This window comes from Actinomadura alba, assembly GCF_014323705.1.
In the GTDB taxonomy this organism is placed as follows: domain Bacteria; phylum Actinomycetota; class Actinomycetes; order Streptosporangiales; family Streptosporangiaceae; genus Actinomadura_C; species Actinomadura_C alba.
Genome location: NZ_JABVEC010000003.1, coordinates 48,982 through 65,608, shown reverse-complemented (window position 1 = coordinate 65,608; position 16,627 = coordinate 48,982). Strand labels below are relative to the sequence as shown.

Genomic DNA, 16,627 nt, shown 5'->3' with positions numbered 1-16,627 from the left:
GAGTGCTGTAGTTCACACCGCAACTAGAGATCATCATTGCGACCCGGTCAAATTCCACGGTTCTTCGCGAAAAATCGTTTGGACGGTGGCGACCCCATGAGGTAGCTTGTGAATGTATTCACAAGCTACCGAGGAGCCTTGATGGCCACGAGAGCGAAGGACGTTCCCCACATCCTGATCGTCGGCGGCGGTTACGTCGGCATGTACACCGCGCTGCGGCTGCACAAGAAGCTGCGCTCCGAGCTGCGGCGAGGCGAGGTCAAGATCACCGTCGTCGACCCGCAGTCGTACATGACCTACCAGCCGTTCCTGCCGGAGGCCGCGGCCGGGAACCTGTCGCCGCGCCACGTGGTCGCCCCGCTGCGACGGGTGCTGCCCAAGGCGACGGTGCTCAACGCCCGGCTGACCGAGCTGAACCACGCCGAACGCCGGGCCACCGTGCGGCCGATCGTCGGCCCGCCGAGGCAGATCTCCTACGACTACCTCGTGATGGCGGCGGGGTCGGTGTCCCGCACCCTCCCGATCCCCGGCCTGGCCGAGCACGGCATCGGCTTCAAGACCATCGGCGAGGCGATCCACCTTCGCAACCACGTCCTGGCGCAGCTGGACATCGCCGCCACGACCGACGACGAGGAGGTGCGCCGCCGGGCGCTCACCTTCGTGTTCGTCGGCGGCGGCTTCGCCGGGGTCGAGGCGCTGGCCGAGCTGGAGGACATGGCCCGCAACGCCAGCCGCTACTACGCCGACGTCAACGTCGAGGACATGCGGTGGATGCTGGTCGAGGCCTCGGACCGCATCCTGCCCGAGGTCGGCCCGGAGATGGGCCGCTGGACCGCCGAGCAGTTGCGCGGACGCGGCATCGACGTCCGGATGAAGACCTACCTCGACTCGGCCGTGGGCGGGAAGATCGAGCTTTCGGATGGTACGAGCGTCCTGGCCGACACGCTGGTCTGGACGGCCGGTGTCAAGGCCGCGCCGGTGCTGCGCTCGACCGACCTCCCCCTCGACGAGCGCGGACGGGTGAAGGCCACCGAGTACCTGACCGTCGAGGGCGTCGTACGGGCCTTCAGCGCCGGCGACAACGCCGCCGTACCCGACCTCACCAATGAGGGACAGTTGTGTGCACCTAACGCCCAGCACGCCGTGCGCCAGGCGAAGGTGCTGGCCGACAACCTCGTACGGTCGCTGCGCGGCAAGACCCTCAAGCCGTACGAGCACGCCTCCGTGGGCTCGGTCGCGGGCCTCGGGCTCTACAAGGGCGTGGCGCACGTCTACGGCGTGAAGCTCAAGGGCGTCGCGGCGTGGTTCATGCACCGCACCTACCACCTGTCCCGCGTGCCGACCTTCAACCGCAAGGTGCGGGTGCTGGCCGACTGGACCCTGGCGCTGGTCTTCCGCCGCGAGACCGTGTCGCTCGGCAGCCTCGAGCAGCCGCGCGCGGAGTTCGAACTGGCCAGCCGGGATGACGTCCGGCAGGTCGCCTGACGGGCGGTCCCGGGGGCCGGCCGTGACGTGGTGATTCCGATACGGGGGGCGATTCCGGGCGGCGATCGCGCCGCCGGCGGTGTGCCGCCGAGGCCGGCATCGGCCACACCCGGCGCGCGCGCCGGGTGACCCGAACCCGTGCGGTGCGGCGGAACCGGCACGCCCGGGGAGTGCCGCTGACGTACGGCATGCACGACTCCATCGGCTCATTTCCGGAAACGCCCCGGGGGCAGGAGACAATCGACTCGTGCGAATCGGGATTCTCGGTCCTCTGGAGGTGCGCGCCGCCGACCGGCCGGTGGAGATCGGCGGCGCCCGTCTGCGTGCCCTGCTGACCCTGCTCGCCCTGGACCCGGGCCGGGTGATCCCCGCCGATCGGCTCATCGACGACCTGTGGGGCGACGACCCCCCGGCCGGAGCGCCGAACGCCCTGCAGTCGCTGGTGTCCCGGCTCCGCGCCGCCCTCGGGCCCGGCCGGGAGCTCGTCGAGTCGCACCCGGCCGGCTACCGGCTCGCGATCGACCGCTGTGACGTCGACGCGCACGACTTCGAGGCCAGGGTCCGCCGGGCGCGGCGGCCCGGCGATCCGGCGGCCATCGCGGCGGAGCTCCGGGCGGCGCTGGCACTCTGGCGCGGCCCCGCCCTGTTCGATGCCATGGGGGCGCCGTTCGCCGAGGGGCCCATCGCCCGTCTCGAAGGCCTGCGCCGGGCCGCGATCGAGGAGCGGATCGACGCCGACCTCGCGCTCGGCCGGTACTCCGAGCTGATCCCGGAGCTCGCGGCGCTGACCGCCGCCGAGCCGCTCCGCGAGCCCCTGCGCGGTCGGCTCATGCGGGCGCTGTACGCGGACGGGCGCCAGACCGACGCGCTCGCCGTCTACGAGGACACCAAGCGGGCGCTGGCGCAGTCGCTCGGCGTCGACCCTTCGGCCGAGCTGGAACGCGTCCATCTCGCCGTCCTGCGCCAAGAGGCCGAGCTCACCCCGCCGCCCCGATCGGGGCCGGTGCGGCTGGACCGCCCGAGCACCAACATCCGGGCGCAGCTCACCAGCTTCATCGGGCGCGACGAGGACCTCAAGCGGGTCGGCAAGCTGCTCGGCGAGGGCCGGCTGGTCACCCTCACCGGGCCGGGCGGCGCGGGGAAGACGCGGCTGGCGATGGAGTCGGCGGCCCGGCAGTCCGACCAGCCGGCCGACGGCGTGTGGATCGTGGAACTGGCTCCGGTCACCGACCCGGCGGAGATCCCCCAGGCGATGCTGTCGGTGCTCGGCCTGCGCGAGACGGCGGTGCTCACGCGCGCCCGCTCCCCGGGCGCGGTCCCCGAGGCCATGGAGCCCCTCGATCGGCTGGCCGAGGCGCTCGCCGGCAAGCGGATGCTGCTGGTGCTCGACAACTGCGAGCACCTGGTCGACGCGGTGGCCCCGATCGCGGACCGGCTGCTCGCGGACTGCCCGGGCGTACGGATCCTCACGACCAGCCGGGAGCCGCTCGGTATCACCGGCGAGATCCTGTGGCCGGTGGACCCGCTGGCCCTGCCGCCTCGGGACGCCGGCGTCGAGGAGGCGACGACGTACCCGTCCGTGCGGCTGTTCATGGACCGTGCCACGGCGGTGCGACCCGGCTTCGAGGTCACAGCGGGCAACGCGGGGAGCGTCGTCCGGATCTGCCGGGCCCTGGACGGCATGCCGCTCGCCATCGAGCTGGCCGCGGCCCGCATGCGCGCGCTGAGCCCCGACCAGGTCGCCGCCCGGCTCGGTGACCGATTCCGGCTGCTCACCGCAGGCAGCCGCATCGCGCTGCCCCGCCACCAGACGCTGCGTGCCGTGGTCGAGTGGAGCTGGGACCTTCTCGACGAGCGCGAGCAGGCGCTCTGGCGACGACTGTCGATCTTCACCGGTGGCGCCACCGTGGAGAGCGCCGAGGCGATCTGCGCGGGCGAGGGCGTGACGGCCGACGAGATCCTCGACATGCTGGTCGCGCTCGTTGACAAGTCCCTGCTGGTCGTGACCGAGGCCGGTGGGCCTCGTTTCCGGATGCTGGAGACGATCCGGGCGTACGGGATGGAGCGGCTCACCGAGGCCGGCGAGGAGGACCGGGTTCGCAGGGCGCACGCGGAGTACTTCGTCGGCCTCGCCGAGGCGGCCGAGCCGGAGCTTCGCCGCGCGCGGCAGGTGCGATGGCTGGGGCGCCTGCTCGTCGAGCACGACAACATCCACGCGGCGCTGCGCTGGGCCATCGGAGTGCCCGACCAGGCGCTCGCGGTGCGCTTCTGCGCGGCCCTCGGGTGGTACTGGTGGCTGCGCGGGCACCGGGCGGAGGGCAGCGAGCTGGCGGCGGCGGTACAGGCGCTGCCCGACCTGCCGCAGGACCAGATGACCGCTCTGGTCTACGGCCTGTCGGCGTTCGGATCGGTCGGCGGGCAGGTCGACTTCGAGCAGATCAGGGAGTGGCTGCGCCGGGCGCGCGCCATCTGCGACGCCGAGCCGGGTCCGCTGCGGCATCCGATGCTGCGGGCGCTCGGCCCGCTGTTCCGTATGTTCGAAAGCGGCATGGAGATGCGCGTCATCGAGGAGCTGACGCCGCTCTACGACGACCCTGATCCCTGGCTGAGGGCCTTCGCCCACCTGATGGCGGGGCAGGTCTGCCTCAACGGGGGGCGGATCGCGGACGCCGATCGGCACTTCGGGCTGGGGCTGGAGGGGTTTCGCGCCATCGGCGAGCACTGGGGCACGTCCTTCTCACTGGTCTCCCAGGCCGAGATCAGCGCCTGGCGGGGTGAGCATCGCCACGCCGTGGAACTGTACGAGGAGGCCCGTGGGCACCTCGCGGAACTCGGAACCGGCGAGGACGCTCCCTGGATCTACAACCGGCTCTCCAACGAGCTGTGGCTGCTCGGTCAGCGAGAGGACGCACGGGAGCTGATCAACGAGGCACTGCGGATCGCCGAGCGAAGCGGTTCCCCCGAAGGGCTGGCGGCCGTCCATTTCCAGATGGGGGAGTTCGCCCGCCGGGACGGCGACCACCGCGAGGCCCGCCGCCGGATGCACCGGGCCCTGTCGCTGATCGGGAATTTCGAGCCCTCTCACCAGCTTCGAGCGGTGGTCGCTTCGGGGCTCGGACTCGTGCAGGCGGCCGAGGGCGATGTCGAGGCGGCGTCGGCCACGCACGCCAAGGCGCTGGTGGACGGGGTGACGTCCAACGACGGCCCGGTCATCGCGCAGGTCCTCGTCGGTTTCGCCGATCTCGCGCTGCGCCAGGGCGACCCCGAGCGGGTCGCCCTGCTGCTCGGCGCGTCGGAGGCGGTCCGCGGCATGCCCGACCTGTCACAGCCCGACGGGGCGCGCCTCGCCGCGGAGGCCCGCGCGGCGCTGGGCACGAGGGACTTCACCACCGCCTGCGAACAGGGCCACGCGATGACGGTGGACGACGTCCTGAACCTGCTCGGCGTGCCCCGCCCGCCCCGGTTCACCCTGTGACGGGCGCTCCGGCCGCAGCCGGAGCCTGGGACGAACGGCCCCGGGCTCGCGGACTCCGGAACGGCGGACGCGCGCCTCGGGCTGACGCGAGGCGCGCGTTGGACGTGCGCGCGGTGATCTGGGACCCGGTGGGGCACCTCAGACCCGGCGGCGGAACTGCCAGATCGACAACGGGATGAAGAGGGCGGCCAGGGCGATGCCCCAGGCGATGGCGATGGCCGCGTGCGCCGCGACCGGGCCGCCGAGCAGCAGGCCCCGCGTGGCCTCGACCAGCTGGGTGACCGGGTTGTTGCGCATGACGAACGCCAGCCAGTCGGGCGTACCCGGGCTCAGCTTGATGAACGCCGTGCTGAGGAAGCTCAGCGGGAAGATGATCGTGAAGCCGAAGATCTGGACCTTCTCCGGCTCGCGGACCGACAGCCCGATGAACACCGACGCCCACGACACCAGCAGCGTGAACGCCAGCAGCAGGAGGAACGCGGCCAGCACGGCGAAGGCATTGGTCTCAATCCGGAACCCGATGAGCATGCCCATGCCGAGCAGGACGAACATCGACCAGGCCTGCTTCACCGTGTCGGCGAGGATTCGGCCGGCCAGGGGCGACGTGCGCGCGATCGGCAGGCTGCGGAACCGGTCGAAGACGCCCTTGGTGATGTCGACGTTGAGCCCGAAGCCGGTGGTCATGGTGGCGAAGAGCGCGTTCTGGGCGATGATGCCCGGGATCACGATGGGGAGGTAGGCCTCCACGCTGCCCGCCATCGGCGGCCCGAAGACGTAGGCGAAGAGCAGCACGAACATGATCGGCTGGATGCTGAGGTCGAGCAGCTCCATCGGGTTGTGCCTGATCTGCACCAACCCACGCCAGGTGAGGGTCAGGGTGTTGCGCACCGTCGTGAGCGGAGAGATCCGCTTGTCCAGCGCGACCGCCGCGGGTGCGGTGGGGGTCAGGACGGTCATGCCGGCGTTCCTTCCTTGACGAGCGCTTCGGGGGTCTCCTCGACCTCGTCGGTGCCGTGGCCGGTCAGCGCGAAGAACACCTCGTCGAGGCTGGACTTGCGCAGGGACAGTTCGGCGACCAGGACGCCGGAGTCGTCGAGCCGCCGGACGACGGCGGGCATCACGGCAGGGTCCGTGATCGGAGCCCGCACCAGGCCGTCGACGACCTGGGGCACGCTGCCCACGAGCTCGGAGATGACCCTGGACACCGTCACGTGGTCGGCCTCGGTCACCGGCCGCACCTCGAGCACCTGGCCGCCGGCCTGGGTCTTGAGCTCGTCCGGAGTGCCCTTGGCGATGACCCTGCCGTGGTCGATCACCACGATGTCGTCGGCGAGCTGGTCGGCCTCTTCGAGGTACTGCGTGGTGAGCAGGACGGTGACGCCGTCGTCGACGAGCCCGCGGACGATGTCCCAGAGACCGCCGCGGCTGCGTGGGTCGAGCCCGGTGGTCGGCTCGTCGAGAAAGAGGATGTGTGGCCGGCCAACCAGGCTGGCGGCGAGGTCGAGCCGCCGCCGCATGCCGCCGGAGTAGGTCTTCGCGGCCCGCTCACGGGCGTCCCAGAGATCGAAGCGCTCGAGCAGCTCCGCGGCCCGGCTCTTGGCCTCGCGGCGCGGCATGCCGAGCAGCCGGCCGATCAGGACCAGGTTCTCGGTCCCGGTGAGCATCTCGTCGATACCGGCGTACTGACCGGTCAGACCGATCTGCTGCCGTACCCGGTGGGCGTCGGAGACCACGTCATGGCCACCGACCTTCGCGGTGCCCTCGTTGGGACGGATCAGCGTGGCGAGCACCCGGACCGCGGTCGTCTTGCCGGCCCCGTTGGGACCGAGCAGGCCGAGGACCGTCCCGGTGCGCGCGGTGAGATCGACGCCGTCCAACGCCAGCGTCTCACCGAATCGCTTCACCAGGCCCTGCGCCTGGATCGCGTGGGTCATTTCCGTCTCTCCTCGGGATGTCGGCGCCGGAGTTCTCTCGCTTCGACGCTGCGCCACGACACGGTAGCTGGCGTCTGTTCGGTCGCGCGATCAGTTTTCTCCATGGGCCTGTCAGCGGGCTGACAAGCCGCTGAGAGCCTCGCACAGGGGTCTGACAGAAATCGTGAAGCCTGACAGAGCCCCCGGATTCCGGCAGGGCCGCGAATGGGGTTGACATGACCGCCGGGTGCGCTCGGTGCGTCACGGGCGGCGACCTAGACTCCTGAGCGTGACGTCGGCGATGAGGTTGCGGCCTCCGGACAACCGCGTGTCGCCCCGGGCGATGGCGCAATGGGGGTTGGAGTACCTCCTCGGGTGGGCGATCGCGACCGGACTGGCGGCGGGTGCGGCCGCCTGGATCGACGCGTCCCACTGGTCGGGCCTGCCGCACGCCCTCGTGACCCGGGTGTGGTGGGTGCCGCCGCTGGTCGCGGCGCTGGGCCTGGTGACCGTGGTGGTCGCCCCGGTCTGGCGGTACCGGGTGCACCGCTGGGAGGTCAGCTCCGACGTGGTCTACACCCGCGCCGGCTGGTTCAACCGGCACTGGCTGCTGGTGCCGGTCAGCCGCATCCAGACGGTCGACACCGACCAGGGCTGGGTCGAGCGGATCCTCGGGCTCGCCACCATCAAGATCAGCACAGCCTCGCACGAGGGTTCGTCCAAGGTGGCCGGACTGACCGTCCAGGTCGCCATCAGGCTCGCGGCTGACCTGGCCGGGCGGGCCCACGATCTGCGAGACGACGCCACTTGACGTCCTCTCCCGCCTGAAGGTGGGAGATTCCAACCTCTCAGACAGGAGAAGCCGGTGGTTCGCGGTTCACGGCCCCGTCCGACGACTGGAGGGCTCCCCGCGCTGTCACGGCCCGCCCGGCCGCGAATCCGCTTGGCTATCGCGGACTCACTCAAAGTAGCAGGAAGGAGGGAGCGGCGTTTCCGCTCCGGCCTGGAAACCGGAGTCTCCACGCCGCGATCTCGATGACCGCCGCGCCGCGCCCGGGGCCCCGGCATCTGCATCCGCTCACGTTCGTGGTCGGCGCGGTGCGGGAGCTCATGGCACTGATCGGCGCGGCGGCCGCCGGGCTCGTTGTCGGCGGCCTCACGACGGGTGTCTATTTCACCCTCATCGGGCTGGCCCTGAGCCTGACCCACCACCTCGTCAAGTGGTTCACGTTCACCTATGCCGTGTACGACGACCGCGTCGAACTGCGCCGGGCCCTGCTGGGCCGGTCGGTGAAGAACATCCCGATCGAGCGGATCCGCGGGGTGGACATCAGCGCCACCCTCGGGCATCGGCTGCTCAAGCTGGCCGTCGTGCGCATCGACGCGGCCGCTGGGGGCGACGGCGGCGAGGAGGGCACGCTCAACGCCGTCTCGCGGCAGGAGGCCGAACGTCTCCGCCGCACGCTCCTCTCCTCGGCGCGGACGGGGCCCGCGCACCCCGACGCGGTGGCCCCGGACGTCGTCTACGCGCAGGCCCGTCCACGGTGGTACCTCTACGCGCCGCTCACCGGCGCCTACCTGCTCACCCCGTTCGCGGTCGCCGGAAGCGTGTTCGGCACCCTCTACAACCTCGGCGACGACCTCGGCCTCGTCACGCGGGACCGGCTGCGGCATGTCGGTGACGACGTGCTCGGGCTGCCGGTCGGATTGGGCGTCGCCGCGGCGGTTCTGGTCCTGCTCGTCACTCCGGCCATCTCGATCATCGCGTTCGCCCTCTTCAACTGGAACTTCACGCTGCGCGCGCGAGACGGCGCCGTGGTCGTCGAGCGCGGCCTGGTCACGCGGCGCAGCGTCTCGCTGGAACGCCGCCGCATCCGCGGAGCGGAGCTACGGGACAACCTGCTCGAACGGTTCGCCGGCGTGGTGCGGCTGCGCGCCCTCGTCACCGGGCTCGGTGACGAGGCGCACCGCGGGCAGCTACTGCCCGCGTCGCCGCGCGGCGACGCTCGGGACGTCGCGGCGCGCCTGCTCGGCGGGATCCCGTCCCCGCTGACCGCCCACCCGCCGGCCGCCCGGACCCGCCGGGTGGTGCGCGCCATGGCGCCGCCACTCGCCGTGGCGGTCATCGCGCTGCTCGCCGGGCAGCCCTGGATCGCGTACGCGTGCATGGCGGTCTCGGTGCTCGCCGTGCCCCTCGGGCTGGACCGCTACCGGCAGCTCGGACATGCCAGCGACGGCGCGCGGCTGTCGGTGCGATCGGGCGCGCTCCGCCGCCGGCAGTCGGTCGTCGAGCACCGTGCGGTGGTCGGCTGGCGGCTCCGGCAGACGCTGTTCCAGCGGCGGCTCGGCCTGGCCACGCTGGTGGTCGCGCTCGGGGCCGGCGACGGGGGCGCCCCGGCGGTCGACATGGCCGAGACGGACGCCATCGCCTTCGCCCACCGGATCACTCCGGAGTGGGTCGCCCCGTTCCTCGAGCGGCCCTGATCGGCCGGTCGCCACCGAAGCCGCGCCGGCCGCCGCCGGCGGCCCGCCGCAGGTCCCGTCAGTCGGGGCGGCGGGCCCCGAACATGATCTCGTCCCAGGACGGGACCGAGGCGCGCTTGCCGCGTGCCGACTTGCGGCGGGGCCGCTGCGGCGGAGCGGGCGGCGCGGACACCGGGGTCTTGTCGCCCGTGACCGCCGCGGGCTCCTTGACCTGGGCCGCGACCTGGTCGGGTGCCGGCTCGGCCGGCTCCTGACGGCGAGGCCGCTCCGGCCTCGGGGCGGGCTTGGCCGCGGGCTTTCCCGCGGGCTTCTGAGCCCGGCCCTTGCCGGCCTCGGCCTCGTCGCCGGTGCGCTGCTCGTCCGCGCGGGCCGCGGCGGTGCGGCGCTCGGTGCCGCGGGGCTCGCCGGTACGGGGCTCGCTCGTACGGGGCTCGCTGGTACGGGGCTCGTCGGTACGGGACTCGCCGGTGCGGGGTTCGGCGGGCTGCTCTCGGGTCCGCGCGGCGGCCTCTCGAGGTTCCGCCGCCCGCTTCGGTCGCGGCCGGTCCGCCTCGCGCGCCGGCTCCGGGGACTGCTCGGGCTCGCGGTGCGCGGCGGGCCGCGGCGCGGGTGCCTTCGGCTCGGTGAGGTCGCGTCGCGAGGCCGCCGCGGGCTCGGCCGAGGTCTCAGGCGCGTCCGACCCGGCGCCGGACGGCTCGCGCGACGGTTCCATCGGCCGTTCCGCGCGCGACCGTTCCGCGCGCGAGGGTTCGGTGCGCGAGGGTTCGGCGTGCGACGGTTCGGCGTGCGACGGTTCGGCGCGCGACGGGGCCGGAACCTCGGCCTCGCCGGCCGCCGGCTCAGCGCGTCGCTCCGGCGCGGACCCGGTCGCGGACTCGGGGTCCGGCTCCACGTGGCGGGGTGCCGCGGGGAAGCGCCCGGACCCGGACTCGGCGAACTCGTACGGCTCCGCCCGCGGCTCCTGCTCCGGCGGTGCCACCGGCTCGGGCTGTGTGACCATCCGGCCGCGCTCGACGATGTACTCGCGGCGGACGCGGTCGTGCCGCGGCTCCGGCGATGCGCCGAGCGGGTCGGAGACGACCTTCATCGCGGGGCGTCGCGGCATCAGCGGCGTGACGGTGTCGGCGACCGGCTCGTCGAGGACCAGCGAGGACAGCTGGGCGGCCTCCTCGTCATGCGGTGACACGTGCCGCCGTCGCGGGTCGAAGCCCCATTCCGCCGTGTAGGGGCGGCCGTCGTCGAAGAACGACAGGCGCACCCGCCAGGTGCTGTCCTCGCACTTCCACGAGTCCCACTCGACGTCCTCGAGGTCGATGCCGCGCCGGCCGAGGCGCTCCTCGACCATCTCGCCGAGCGGCGGGCCGGGGGCCGACTCACCGGGGCGCCGTACGGCGACCCGCTGGGCCTGCTGTGCCATGTACTCGCGTTCCTGCAGCACTGGGCCCTCGAACCAGCGGACGCGTTCAACCGGGATGCCCGCGGACTCGGCGATCTCGTCTGCCGTCTCGCCGGCGCGGATGCGTGCCTGGATCTCCTTGGGGCGCAAGGGACTCTCCACTTCGATCTCGAACTGGCCGAGGCGGGAGAAGTGCCCACGTACTGCGGCACGGAGCCTGTCGTCGACGGGCAGGGTGAACCGGGTGCCTCGCCCCGCAGTGGCAAGCACGAGGTACGATCCGTCCTCGCTGACCGCGACGAGGCGCAGCTCCTGCATGCGTGTCCTTCCTGCCCTGTCCTACGACGGCACTGGAAAGCGCCGAACCGTGCCCGTCCTGCACGAGCCCGCCTCGGCGGTGCTCGCGACGGCCAGGACCGTCCGACTCTCGTCCAGGGCGCATGCGTGCCCTTCCCCCGGTTTCTCGAGTGTCTCTGCCAGGCGCGCCTGCTTCCAGCACCGTACCCGGCATGTCCGAACATCGCCGCTCTCAAGGCCCGCCTGGCCTCGGGAGCGTCCGTTTCCTGGACAGCTTGCCGTCCCCAAGCACCTGGTGGGGCCAGCCTGGCCGATTCTTGTGGATCCTTTTCCACACCGTGCCGCGAGGGGAGGCTCAGTCGCGGGCCGGGTCGAGCGGCAGGAGAAGATCGTGCAGCTCCTCGAAGAGCCCGGGAGCCGCGGCGATCGTGAGTTCGGGACCGGGGGCAGCCCCGCGCAGCCCGCCGACGCGGCCGCCCGCCTCTTCGACGATGAGCGTTCCGGCGGCGATGTCCCACGCCTGCACGCCGCGTTCGTAGTACGCGTCGAGCCGCCCGGCGGCCACCGAGCACATGTCGACGCAACAGGATCCCGAGCGCCGGATGTCGCGTACCCGGGGCAGCACCCCGGTGAGCACGCCGGCCTGGTGGGCGCGGCGGTCGGCGCCGTAGCCGAATCCGGTCCCGACGAGCGCCCGGTTCAGCGGGACGCCGGTGTTGACCCTCGGCGTGCGTGCCTCCGGGTCGGGCGAGACCCCGGGCTCGGCCGCGCGCAACCGGGCGCCCTGACCGCGTACGGCGACGTAGGTCTCGCCGCGGCGGGGGATGTCGACCACGCCCACCACCGTCTCGCCGTCGATCTGCGCAGCGATGCTGACCGCCCAGTCGGGCAGGTCGTACAGGTAGTTGACCGTGCCGTCGATCGGGTCGATCACCCAGCGGACCCCGGTGCTGCCCTCATGGGCGCCGCCCTCCTCGCCGAGGAACCCGTCGCCCGGCCGCTCGGCCCGGATGCGATCGACGATGAGCCGCTCGGCGGCCCGGTCCATCTGGGTGACGATGTCGGTCGGGCTGGACTTGGTCTGTACGACCTCGGGCCCGCCGCCCGCCCGCTCCTCGGCCAGCATCGAGCCGGCCTCGTGGGCCGTCGCCACGGCCAGTTCGCACAGCCGGTCAACGTCCATGATCACATTCCCCCGTTCGATCCTGCCGCAGGGATCACCCTACGACCCGCGTCGGCGGGAGATCACTCCGCGTCCTGGGCGGCCCGCAGCAGCCGCCGGGGGAGGGTCACGAAGCGCGGATGGGTGCCGGGGGTGGCCGCCCGCGCGAACGGCAGCCCGAGTTCGGCGGCGCGCTGTGCCGCCTCGACGTCGAGGTCGAACTTGACCTCCATGTGGTCGGAGACGAACCCGATCGGCACGACGGCCGCGCCGGGAACACCCGCCTTGTGCAGTTCTTCCAGGTGGTCGCGGACGTCCGGCTCCAGCCACGGCTGGCTCGGCGGGCCGCTGCGGCTCTGGTAGACCAGGGCCCAGGGGGTGTCCGGGGCGACACGGTCACGTACGGCCGCCGCCACCTGGTTCAGCTCGGCGACATAGTCGGCCCGGCCGGGCTGCGCGAGCGGCACGCTGTGCGCCGTGAACACCAGGTGGGCGCCCGAGGGCACCTGGTCGAGGGCCTCGCGGGCGCTCTCGGCGAGCGGCTCGACGAACTCGGGCCGCAGGCAGTACACGGGCAGCTTGTCGATCAGGGGTGCGCCGTCGACCTCCTGGCGGGCCCGTTCGATGTCCTCGACGTACTGGTCGGAGCAGGAGTACCCGCTGTAGGCCGACGTCACGAAGGCGGCCGCCCGGCGGATCCCGTCGTCCCTCATCCGCCGCACCGTGTCGGCGAGGTACGGCTCCCAGTTGCGGTTGCCCCAGTAGACCGGGAGCTCCACGCCGTGGCCGGCGAGGTCCGCCTCGATCGCGGCCTTGAGCTCGCGGCACTGCCGGTTGATCGGGCTCACCCCGCCGAACAGGTGGTAGTGCTCGGCGACGCTCTCGAGCCGGGCTCGCGGGACGTTCCGGCCGCGGGTGACGTTCTCGAGGAAGGGCATCACCTCGTCGGGCCCCTCCGGCCCTCCGAAGGAGACGAGCAGCAGCGCGTCGTAAGCGGTCATCTTCCCATCCAACCAGGACCCCGCGGCCGTGCTGCGGAGCCCGGGAGCCGGGCGGTCGCATGAGCCGCCGGACCATCCGCCACTCGCGACCGCTTGCGACTCGAGGACGCGGCTTTAGGAGTACTGCCTGGCGTAGGCCTTCGCCAGTTCCAGCACATCGCGTACGTACCAATGCGCGTGGTTGTAGGCGAACACCGCGTCGTAGAGGGACTGCCCGCCGCGGCCGGCCCCGCTGGCGCACAGGTATTTGGCGGCCGAGGGAACGGCGTCGTAGGGGTTCATGATGTCGGCCCTGCGGTCGCCGTCGCCGTCGACGCCGTAGGCCCGCCAGGTGGCGGGCATGAACTGCATGGGCCCGAGCGCCCCCGCGCTGGACCGGCCGGCGTTGCGGCCGTGGGCGCTCTCGATCTGACCGATGGCGGCGAGGACGGTCCACGACAGCCCGGGGCAGCTCTTGGCGGCCTGGCGGTAGAGATCCAGATAACCGACCGGGCGCCCGCCGCCTCCTGTCGCCTGCCGGCGGCTTTCGCGCAGGTTGATCACCTGGACGCCGCCGTCGCCGAGGATGGCGCGAACGCGCTTCGACAACGCGCCGAGGTCGGCTCCCGGCGCGCTCACCATGATGGCCAGATCGGGCACGAGGCCGATCCGGTGCCCGGTCCGCTGGTCGACCAGCAGGTCGACGCCCGGCAGGCCCAGTGCGCCGGAACCACCCATCGTGATCTGCGGGGCGGTCTTCGCCGCGATCGGGTACGTATCACCGTTGCGGAGCTTGAGCGTGCGCGCCGCCGACTCGGAGACGACGAACCGGTCCGCCGCCAGCGCCGCCCACAGGTCCTGGCGCTTGGCGGTGCCAGGCGGGGTCCAGGACCGGAAGCGGGACGGTTCCACGGCGAACGCGTTGACCTTCCGGCCGCCCAGCCGAACGGCTCCGCCTCCGACGACGATGGCCTCCCGGACCTGGCGCAGCCTGGTGATCTCGCGGGTCGCGGCCGGCCCGATGGAGGTGCCGGCGACGGCCAGCAGATCCGGCGGCACCGCGCGCTTGAACGCGGCCACCTCGCCCTCGGAGATGTTCGTCACGCCTCCCGCCGAGCCGGGCTCGGTCGCTTCGGGGCTTCCCGGCGCGGCCGGGCCTCCCGCGCCCGCCGGTGTGCCGGGGGCGGCCCCGGAGCCGTCCCGCGCGCCGGTGGACCGGTCGCTCGTCAGGGCGGCGACCACGCCCCCGGTCAGCGTCACGGCGCACGTCAGCGCGAGGCCGAGGACGGCGCGTGCCGTCCCGCGGCGGACCATGGAGCCGTCCGGGAAACGGGTCGAACGCGTCAAGACGATCTCCAAGGAATCTCGCTGCGACGGCCGATGACCTGGGCGGACCAGTCGTCCGGGCCAGGTGGCGTGATCATGGCGAATCGCATCGGACGGGGGGAAACGTGGGCAATCCGTACCGGGAGCTCTTCATTGTTCCCGGCGCCCGGATCTTCGTCGCGGCGGCCTTCGTCGGGCGCATGTCGATGTCCATGGTCGGCATCGGGATCGTCCTTCTCGTGTCCGCGGTCACCGGTTCGTACGGTACCGCCGGAGCGGTGTCGGCGATGTGAGCGCTCGGACGTGAATGTTCTTCCTAAATGTTCTTCCTAAGTTCTGAGCTACTCCCCAGTACAGTGCTGGCATGTCCCCCGTAGGAGGCCGAACCTGGCACAACTGGGCAGGTAATCAGCGGGCCACGCCCCGTAGGGTGCTCGTGCCCCGGTCCACCGAGGACGTGGCGGCCGCCGTGCTCGCGGCGGCCGACGACGGGCTCACCGTGCGGATGGTCGGTTCCGGCCACTCCTTTACCGGCGCAGCCGTCGCCGACGGCGTGCAGTTGCGACCTGGCGGGCTCACCCGCGTGCGCTCCATCGACACCGCCGGCGGTCTCGTCACGGTCGAGGCGGGCCTTCCCCTGCGCGATCTCAACCGGGTGCTCACCGAGCACCGGCTGGCGCTCGCGAACATGGGCGACATCCAGGAGCAGACCGTCGCGGGCGCCGCGCAGACCGGCACGCACGGCACCGGGCGCGACGCCGCGGGACTGGTCTCGCAGATCGCCGAGCTGGAGCTCGTGCTCGCCGACGGCGGCGTGGTGACGTGTTCCCGGGACCGGCGGTCCGACCTGTTCGACGCGGCCCGGGCCGGCCTCGGCGCCCTCGGCGTGGTCACGGCGATCACCTGGCGGACCGTCCCGGCCTTCCTGCTGCGCGCTCGCGAGGAGCCGATGCGGTGGGACGAGGTCCTGGAGCGGCTCGACGAGCTCGCGGCGGCCAACGAGCACTTCGAGTTCTACTGGTTCCCGCACACCGAGGGCTGCCTGACCAAGCGGAACAACCGCGTCGCCGGGCCCGCCGCGCGTGAGCCCGGGCGGCTGCCGACGTGGCGGCGCCTGCTGGACGACGAACTGCTGTCCAATGTGGTCTTCGGCGGCGTCAACCGCCTCGGCCGCCGCGTGCCCGCCATCGTCCCCACCGTCAACGCGATCTCCACCAGGGCGCTCGGCGCCCGCACCTACACCGACCTGTCGTACAAGGTCTTCACCAGCCCCAGGCGGGTCCGCTTCAAGGAGCAGGAGTACGCCGTCCCGCGTGAGGAGCTGGGTTCGGCGCTGCACTCACTGCGGGCGCTGTTCGCCCGCAAGGACTGGCGGATCGGCTTCCCGATCGAGGTCCGGCTGCTGCCCGCGGAGGACGCCTGGCTGTCGATGGCCTACGACCGGCCGACGGCCTTCATCGCCGTGCACGTCTACCACGCCGTGCCGCACGGGGAGTACTTCCGGGCGGTCGAGGAGATCATGACCGAACTCGGCGGCCGGCCGCACTGGGGCAAGCTGCACACCCGTGACGCCGCCTACCTGCGGACCGTCTATCCGCGATTCGACGACTTCCTCAGGCTGCGCGACGAGCTCGACCCGGACCGCCGGTTCGCCAACCGCTATCTGACCCAGGTCTTCGGCGCTTAGCGGCCGGCCGGAGAGCCGGCGCCTGATTCCCTCGGTGCCCTGGCACTGTCGTCACCCGGCGCTCACCGGCCGGGGCCGGCCACCCGGTCGGCCGCACCGGGTCGCTCGCACCGGGACGGCTCGATGCCGTGCACCGCGGCGATGCGGTAAAGATCCTCGATCTCGGCCTGCCGCGCGTCGACGAGGGAGAGATCGCCGTCGGCGTGGGCGGTGCGCAGCGACTCGTAGGCGTCGTTCAACCGCTGTTCGATCATGTGAGAGAGCTCGCCCATGGCCTTCCTTCCTGGTTCCGCGCTCCCTACCCATGTCCTGACCGGTGGTAAACCTGGAACGCGCATGAACCGTCCGGGCGTGACACGACGTCCGGAACCGCCCGCGCCGTCCCATGTCCCGGTGGGGCTTACGGAGGACTTACGGGCGTC

At 72.3% G+C, this 16,627-nt stretch carries 13 protein-coding genes; 6 read left to right on the top strand and 7 right to left on the bottom strand.

Features of this window, described 5'->3' with window-relative positions:
* Nucleotides 1-141 precede the first annotated feature (141 nt).
* Together HKK74_RS05875 and HKK74_RS05870 are read left to right on the top strand one after the other, a co-directional pair.
* Entirely contained in the window at nt 142-1,485 is a 1,344-nt protein-coding gene (locus HKK74_RS05875) for an NAD(P)/FAD-dependent oxidoreductase (protein WP_187242047.1), read from the top strand.
* A 247-nt stretch (nt 1,486-1,732) separates the two neighbouring features.
* Complete coding sequence (locus tag HKK74_RS05870) at nt 1,733-4,960, top strand: AfsR/SARP family transcriptional regulator (protein WP_187242046.1); 3,228 nt, start codon at nt 1,733-1,735, stop codon at nt 4,958-4,960.
* 138 nt (nt 4,961-5,098) lie between these two features.
* Here the strand turns inward: HKK74_RS05870 and HKK74_RS05865 are convergent, their stop codons facing one another.
* Entirely contained in the window at nt 5,099-5,917 is an 819-nt protein-coding gene (locus HKK74_RS05865; protein WP_187242045.1) for an ABC transporter permease, read from the bottom strand.
* Nucleotides 5,914-6,894, bottom strand: coding sequence for an efflux ABC transporter ATPase subunit, DrrA-related (locus HKK74_RS05860; protein WP_187242044.1), 981 nt, complete (start codon nt 6,892-6,894; stop codon nt 5,914-5,916). Before HKK74_RS05860 ends, HKK74_RS05865 begins: the two co-directional genes overlap by 4 nt.
* 268 nt (nt 6,895-7,162) lie before the next feature.
* Here HKK74_RS05860 and HKK74_RS05855 point away from each other — a divergent pair, with 268 nt between their 5' ends.
* Together HKK74_RS05855 and HKK74_RS05850 are read left to right on the top strand one after the other, a co-directional pair.
* Nucleotides 7,163-7,684, top strand: coding sequence for a PH domain-containing protein (locus HKK74_RS05855; protein WP_312881280.1), 522 nt, complete (start codon nt 7,163-7,165; stop codon nt 7,682-7,684).
* Between the two features lie 224 nt (nt 7,685-7,908).
* Entirely contained in the window at nt 7,909-9,357 is a 1,449-nt protein-coding gene (locus tag HKK74_RS05850) for a PH domain-containing protein (RefSeq protein WP_187242043.1), read from the top strand.
* A gap of 58 nt (nt 9,358-9,415) precedes the next feature.
* On the opposite strand, the gene sepH is transcribed toward HKK74_RS05850, so the two are convergent.
* The 4 genes from sepH to HKK74_RS05830 all read right to left on the bottom strand — a co-directional run bounded on the left by sepH (nt 9,416) and on the right by HKK74_RS05830 (nt 14,539).
* Nucleotides 9,416-11,071 (bottom strand): septation protein SepH, encoded by a 1,656-nt coding sequence (sepH, locus tag HKK74_RS05845; protein ID WP_187242042.1) that lies wholly within the window; start codon nt 11,069-11,071, stop codon nt 9,416-9,418.
* Between the two features lie 334 nt (nt 11,072-11,405).
* Nucleotides 11,406-12,233: an inositol monophosphatase family protein gene (locus HKK74_RS05840; protein ID WP_187242041.1), complete on the bottom strand. Its 828-nt coding sequence runs from the start codon at nt 12,231-12,233 to the stop codon at nt 11,406-11,408.
* A 62-nt stretch (nt 12,234-12,295) separates the two neighbouring features.
* Nucleotides 12,296-13,213, bottom strand: coding sequence for a ferrochelatase (locus tag HKK74_RS05835; RefSeq protein WP_187242040.1), 918 nt, complete (start codon nt 13,211-13,213; stop codon nt 12,296-12,298).
* 114 nt (nt 13,214-13,327) lie between these two features.
* Nucleotides 13,328-14,539, bottom strand: coding sequence for a lytic transglycosylase domain-containing protein (locus tag HKK74_RS05830; RefSeq protein ID WP_246491259.1), 1,212 nt, complete (start codon nt 14,537-14,539; stop codon nt 13,328-13,330).
* A 104-nt stretch (nt 14,540-14,643) separates the two neighbouring features.
* On the opposite strand from HKK74_RS05830, the gene HKK74_RS05825 reads away from it, so the two are divergent.
* Nucleotides 14,644-14,811 carry a hypothetical protein gene (locus tag HKK74_RS05825; protein ID WP_246491258.1) on the top strand — a complete coding sequence of 56 codons (168 nt, stop codon included), beginning with the start codon at nt 14,644-14,646 and terminating at the stop codon, nt 14,809-14,811.
* A 71-nt stretch (nt 14,812-14,882) separates the two neighbouring features.
* The gene (locus HKK74_RS05820) at nt 14,883-16,205 is read left to right on the top strand and encodes a D-arabinono-1,4-lactone oxidase (protein WP_187242039.1); all 1,323 of its coding nucleotides are present in this window, start codon (nt 14,883-14,885) and stop codon (nt 16,203-16,205) included.
* Between the two features lie 62 nt (nt 16,206-16,267).
* Here HKK74_RS05820 and HKK74_RS05815 read toward each other — a convergent pair whose 3' ends face one another.
* Nucleotides 16,268-16,477, bottom strand: coding sequence for a hypothetical protein (locus HKK74_RS05815; protein WP_187242038.1), 210 nt, complete (start codon nt 16,475-16,477; stop codon nt 16,268-16,270).
* Nucleotides 16,478-16,627 lie beyond the last annotated feature (150 nt).

Bases quoted from the DNA above. Each gene is read 5' to 3' on its own strand.
- HKK74_RS05875 (WP_187242047.1), top strand. From the start codon at position 142: ATGGCCACGAGAGCGAAGGACGTTCCCCACATCCTGATCGTCGGCGGC.
- HKK74_RS05865 (WP_187242045.1), bottom strand. From the start codon at position 5,917: ATGACCGTCCTGACCCCCACCGCACCCGCGGCGGTCGCGCTGGACAAG.
- HKK74_RS05860 (WP_187242044.1), bottom strand. From the start codon at position 6,894: ATGACCCACGCGATCCAGGCGCAGGGCCTGGTGAAGCGATTCGGTGAG.
- HKK74_RS05850 (WP_187242043.1), top strand. From the start codon at position 7,909: ATGACCGCCGCGCCGCGCCCGGGGCCCCGGCATCTGCATCCGCTCACG.
- sepH (WP_187242042.1), bottom strand. From the start codon at position 11,071: ATGCAGGAGCTGCGCCTCGTCGCGGTCAGCGAGGACGGATCGTACCTC.
- HKK74_RS05840 (WP_187242041.1), bottom strand. From the start codon at position 12,233: ATGGACGTTGACCGGCTGTGCGAACTGGCCGTGGCGACGGCCCACGAG.
- HKK74_RS05835 (WP_187242040.1), bottom strand. From the start codon at position 13,213: ATGACCGCTTACGACGCGCTGCTGCTCGTCTCCTTCGGAGGGCCGGAG.
- HKK74_RS05820 (WP_187242039.1), top strand. From the start codon at position 14,883: ATGTCCCCCGTAGGAGGCCGAACCTGGCACAACTGGGCAGGTAATCAG.
- HKK74_RS05815 (WP_187242038.1), bottom strand. From the start codon at position 16,477: ATGGGCGAGCTCTCTCACATGATCGAACAGCGGTTGAACGACGCCTAC.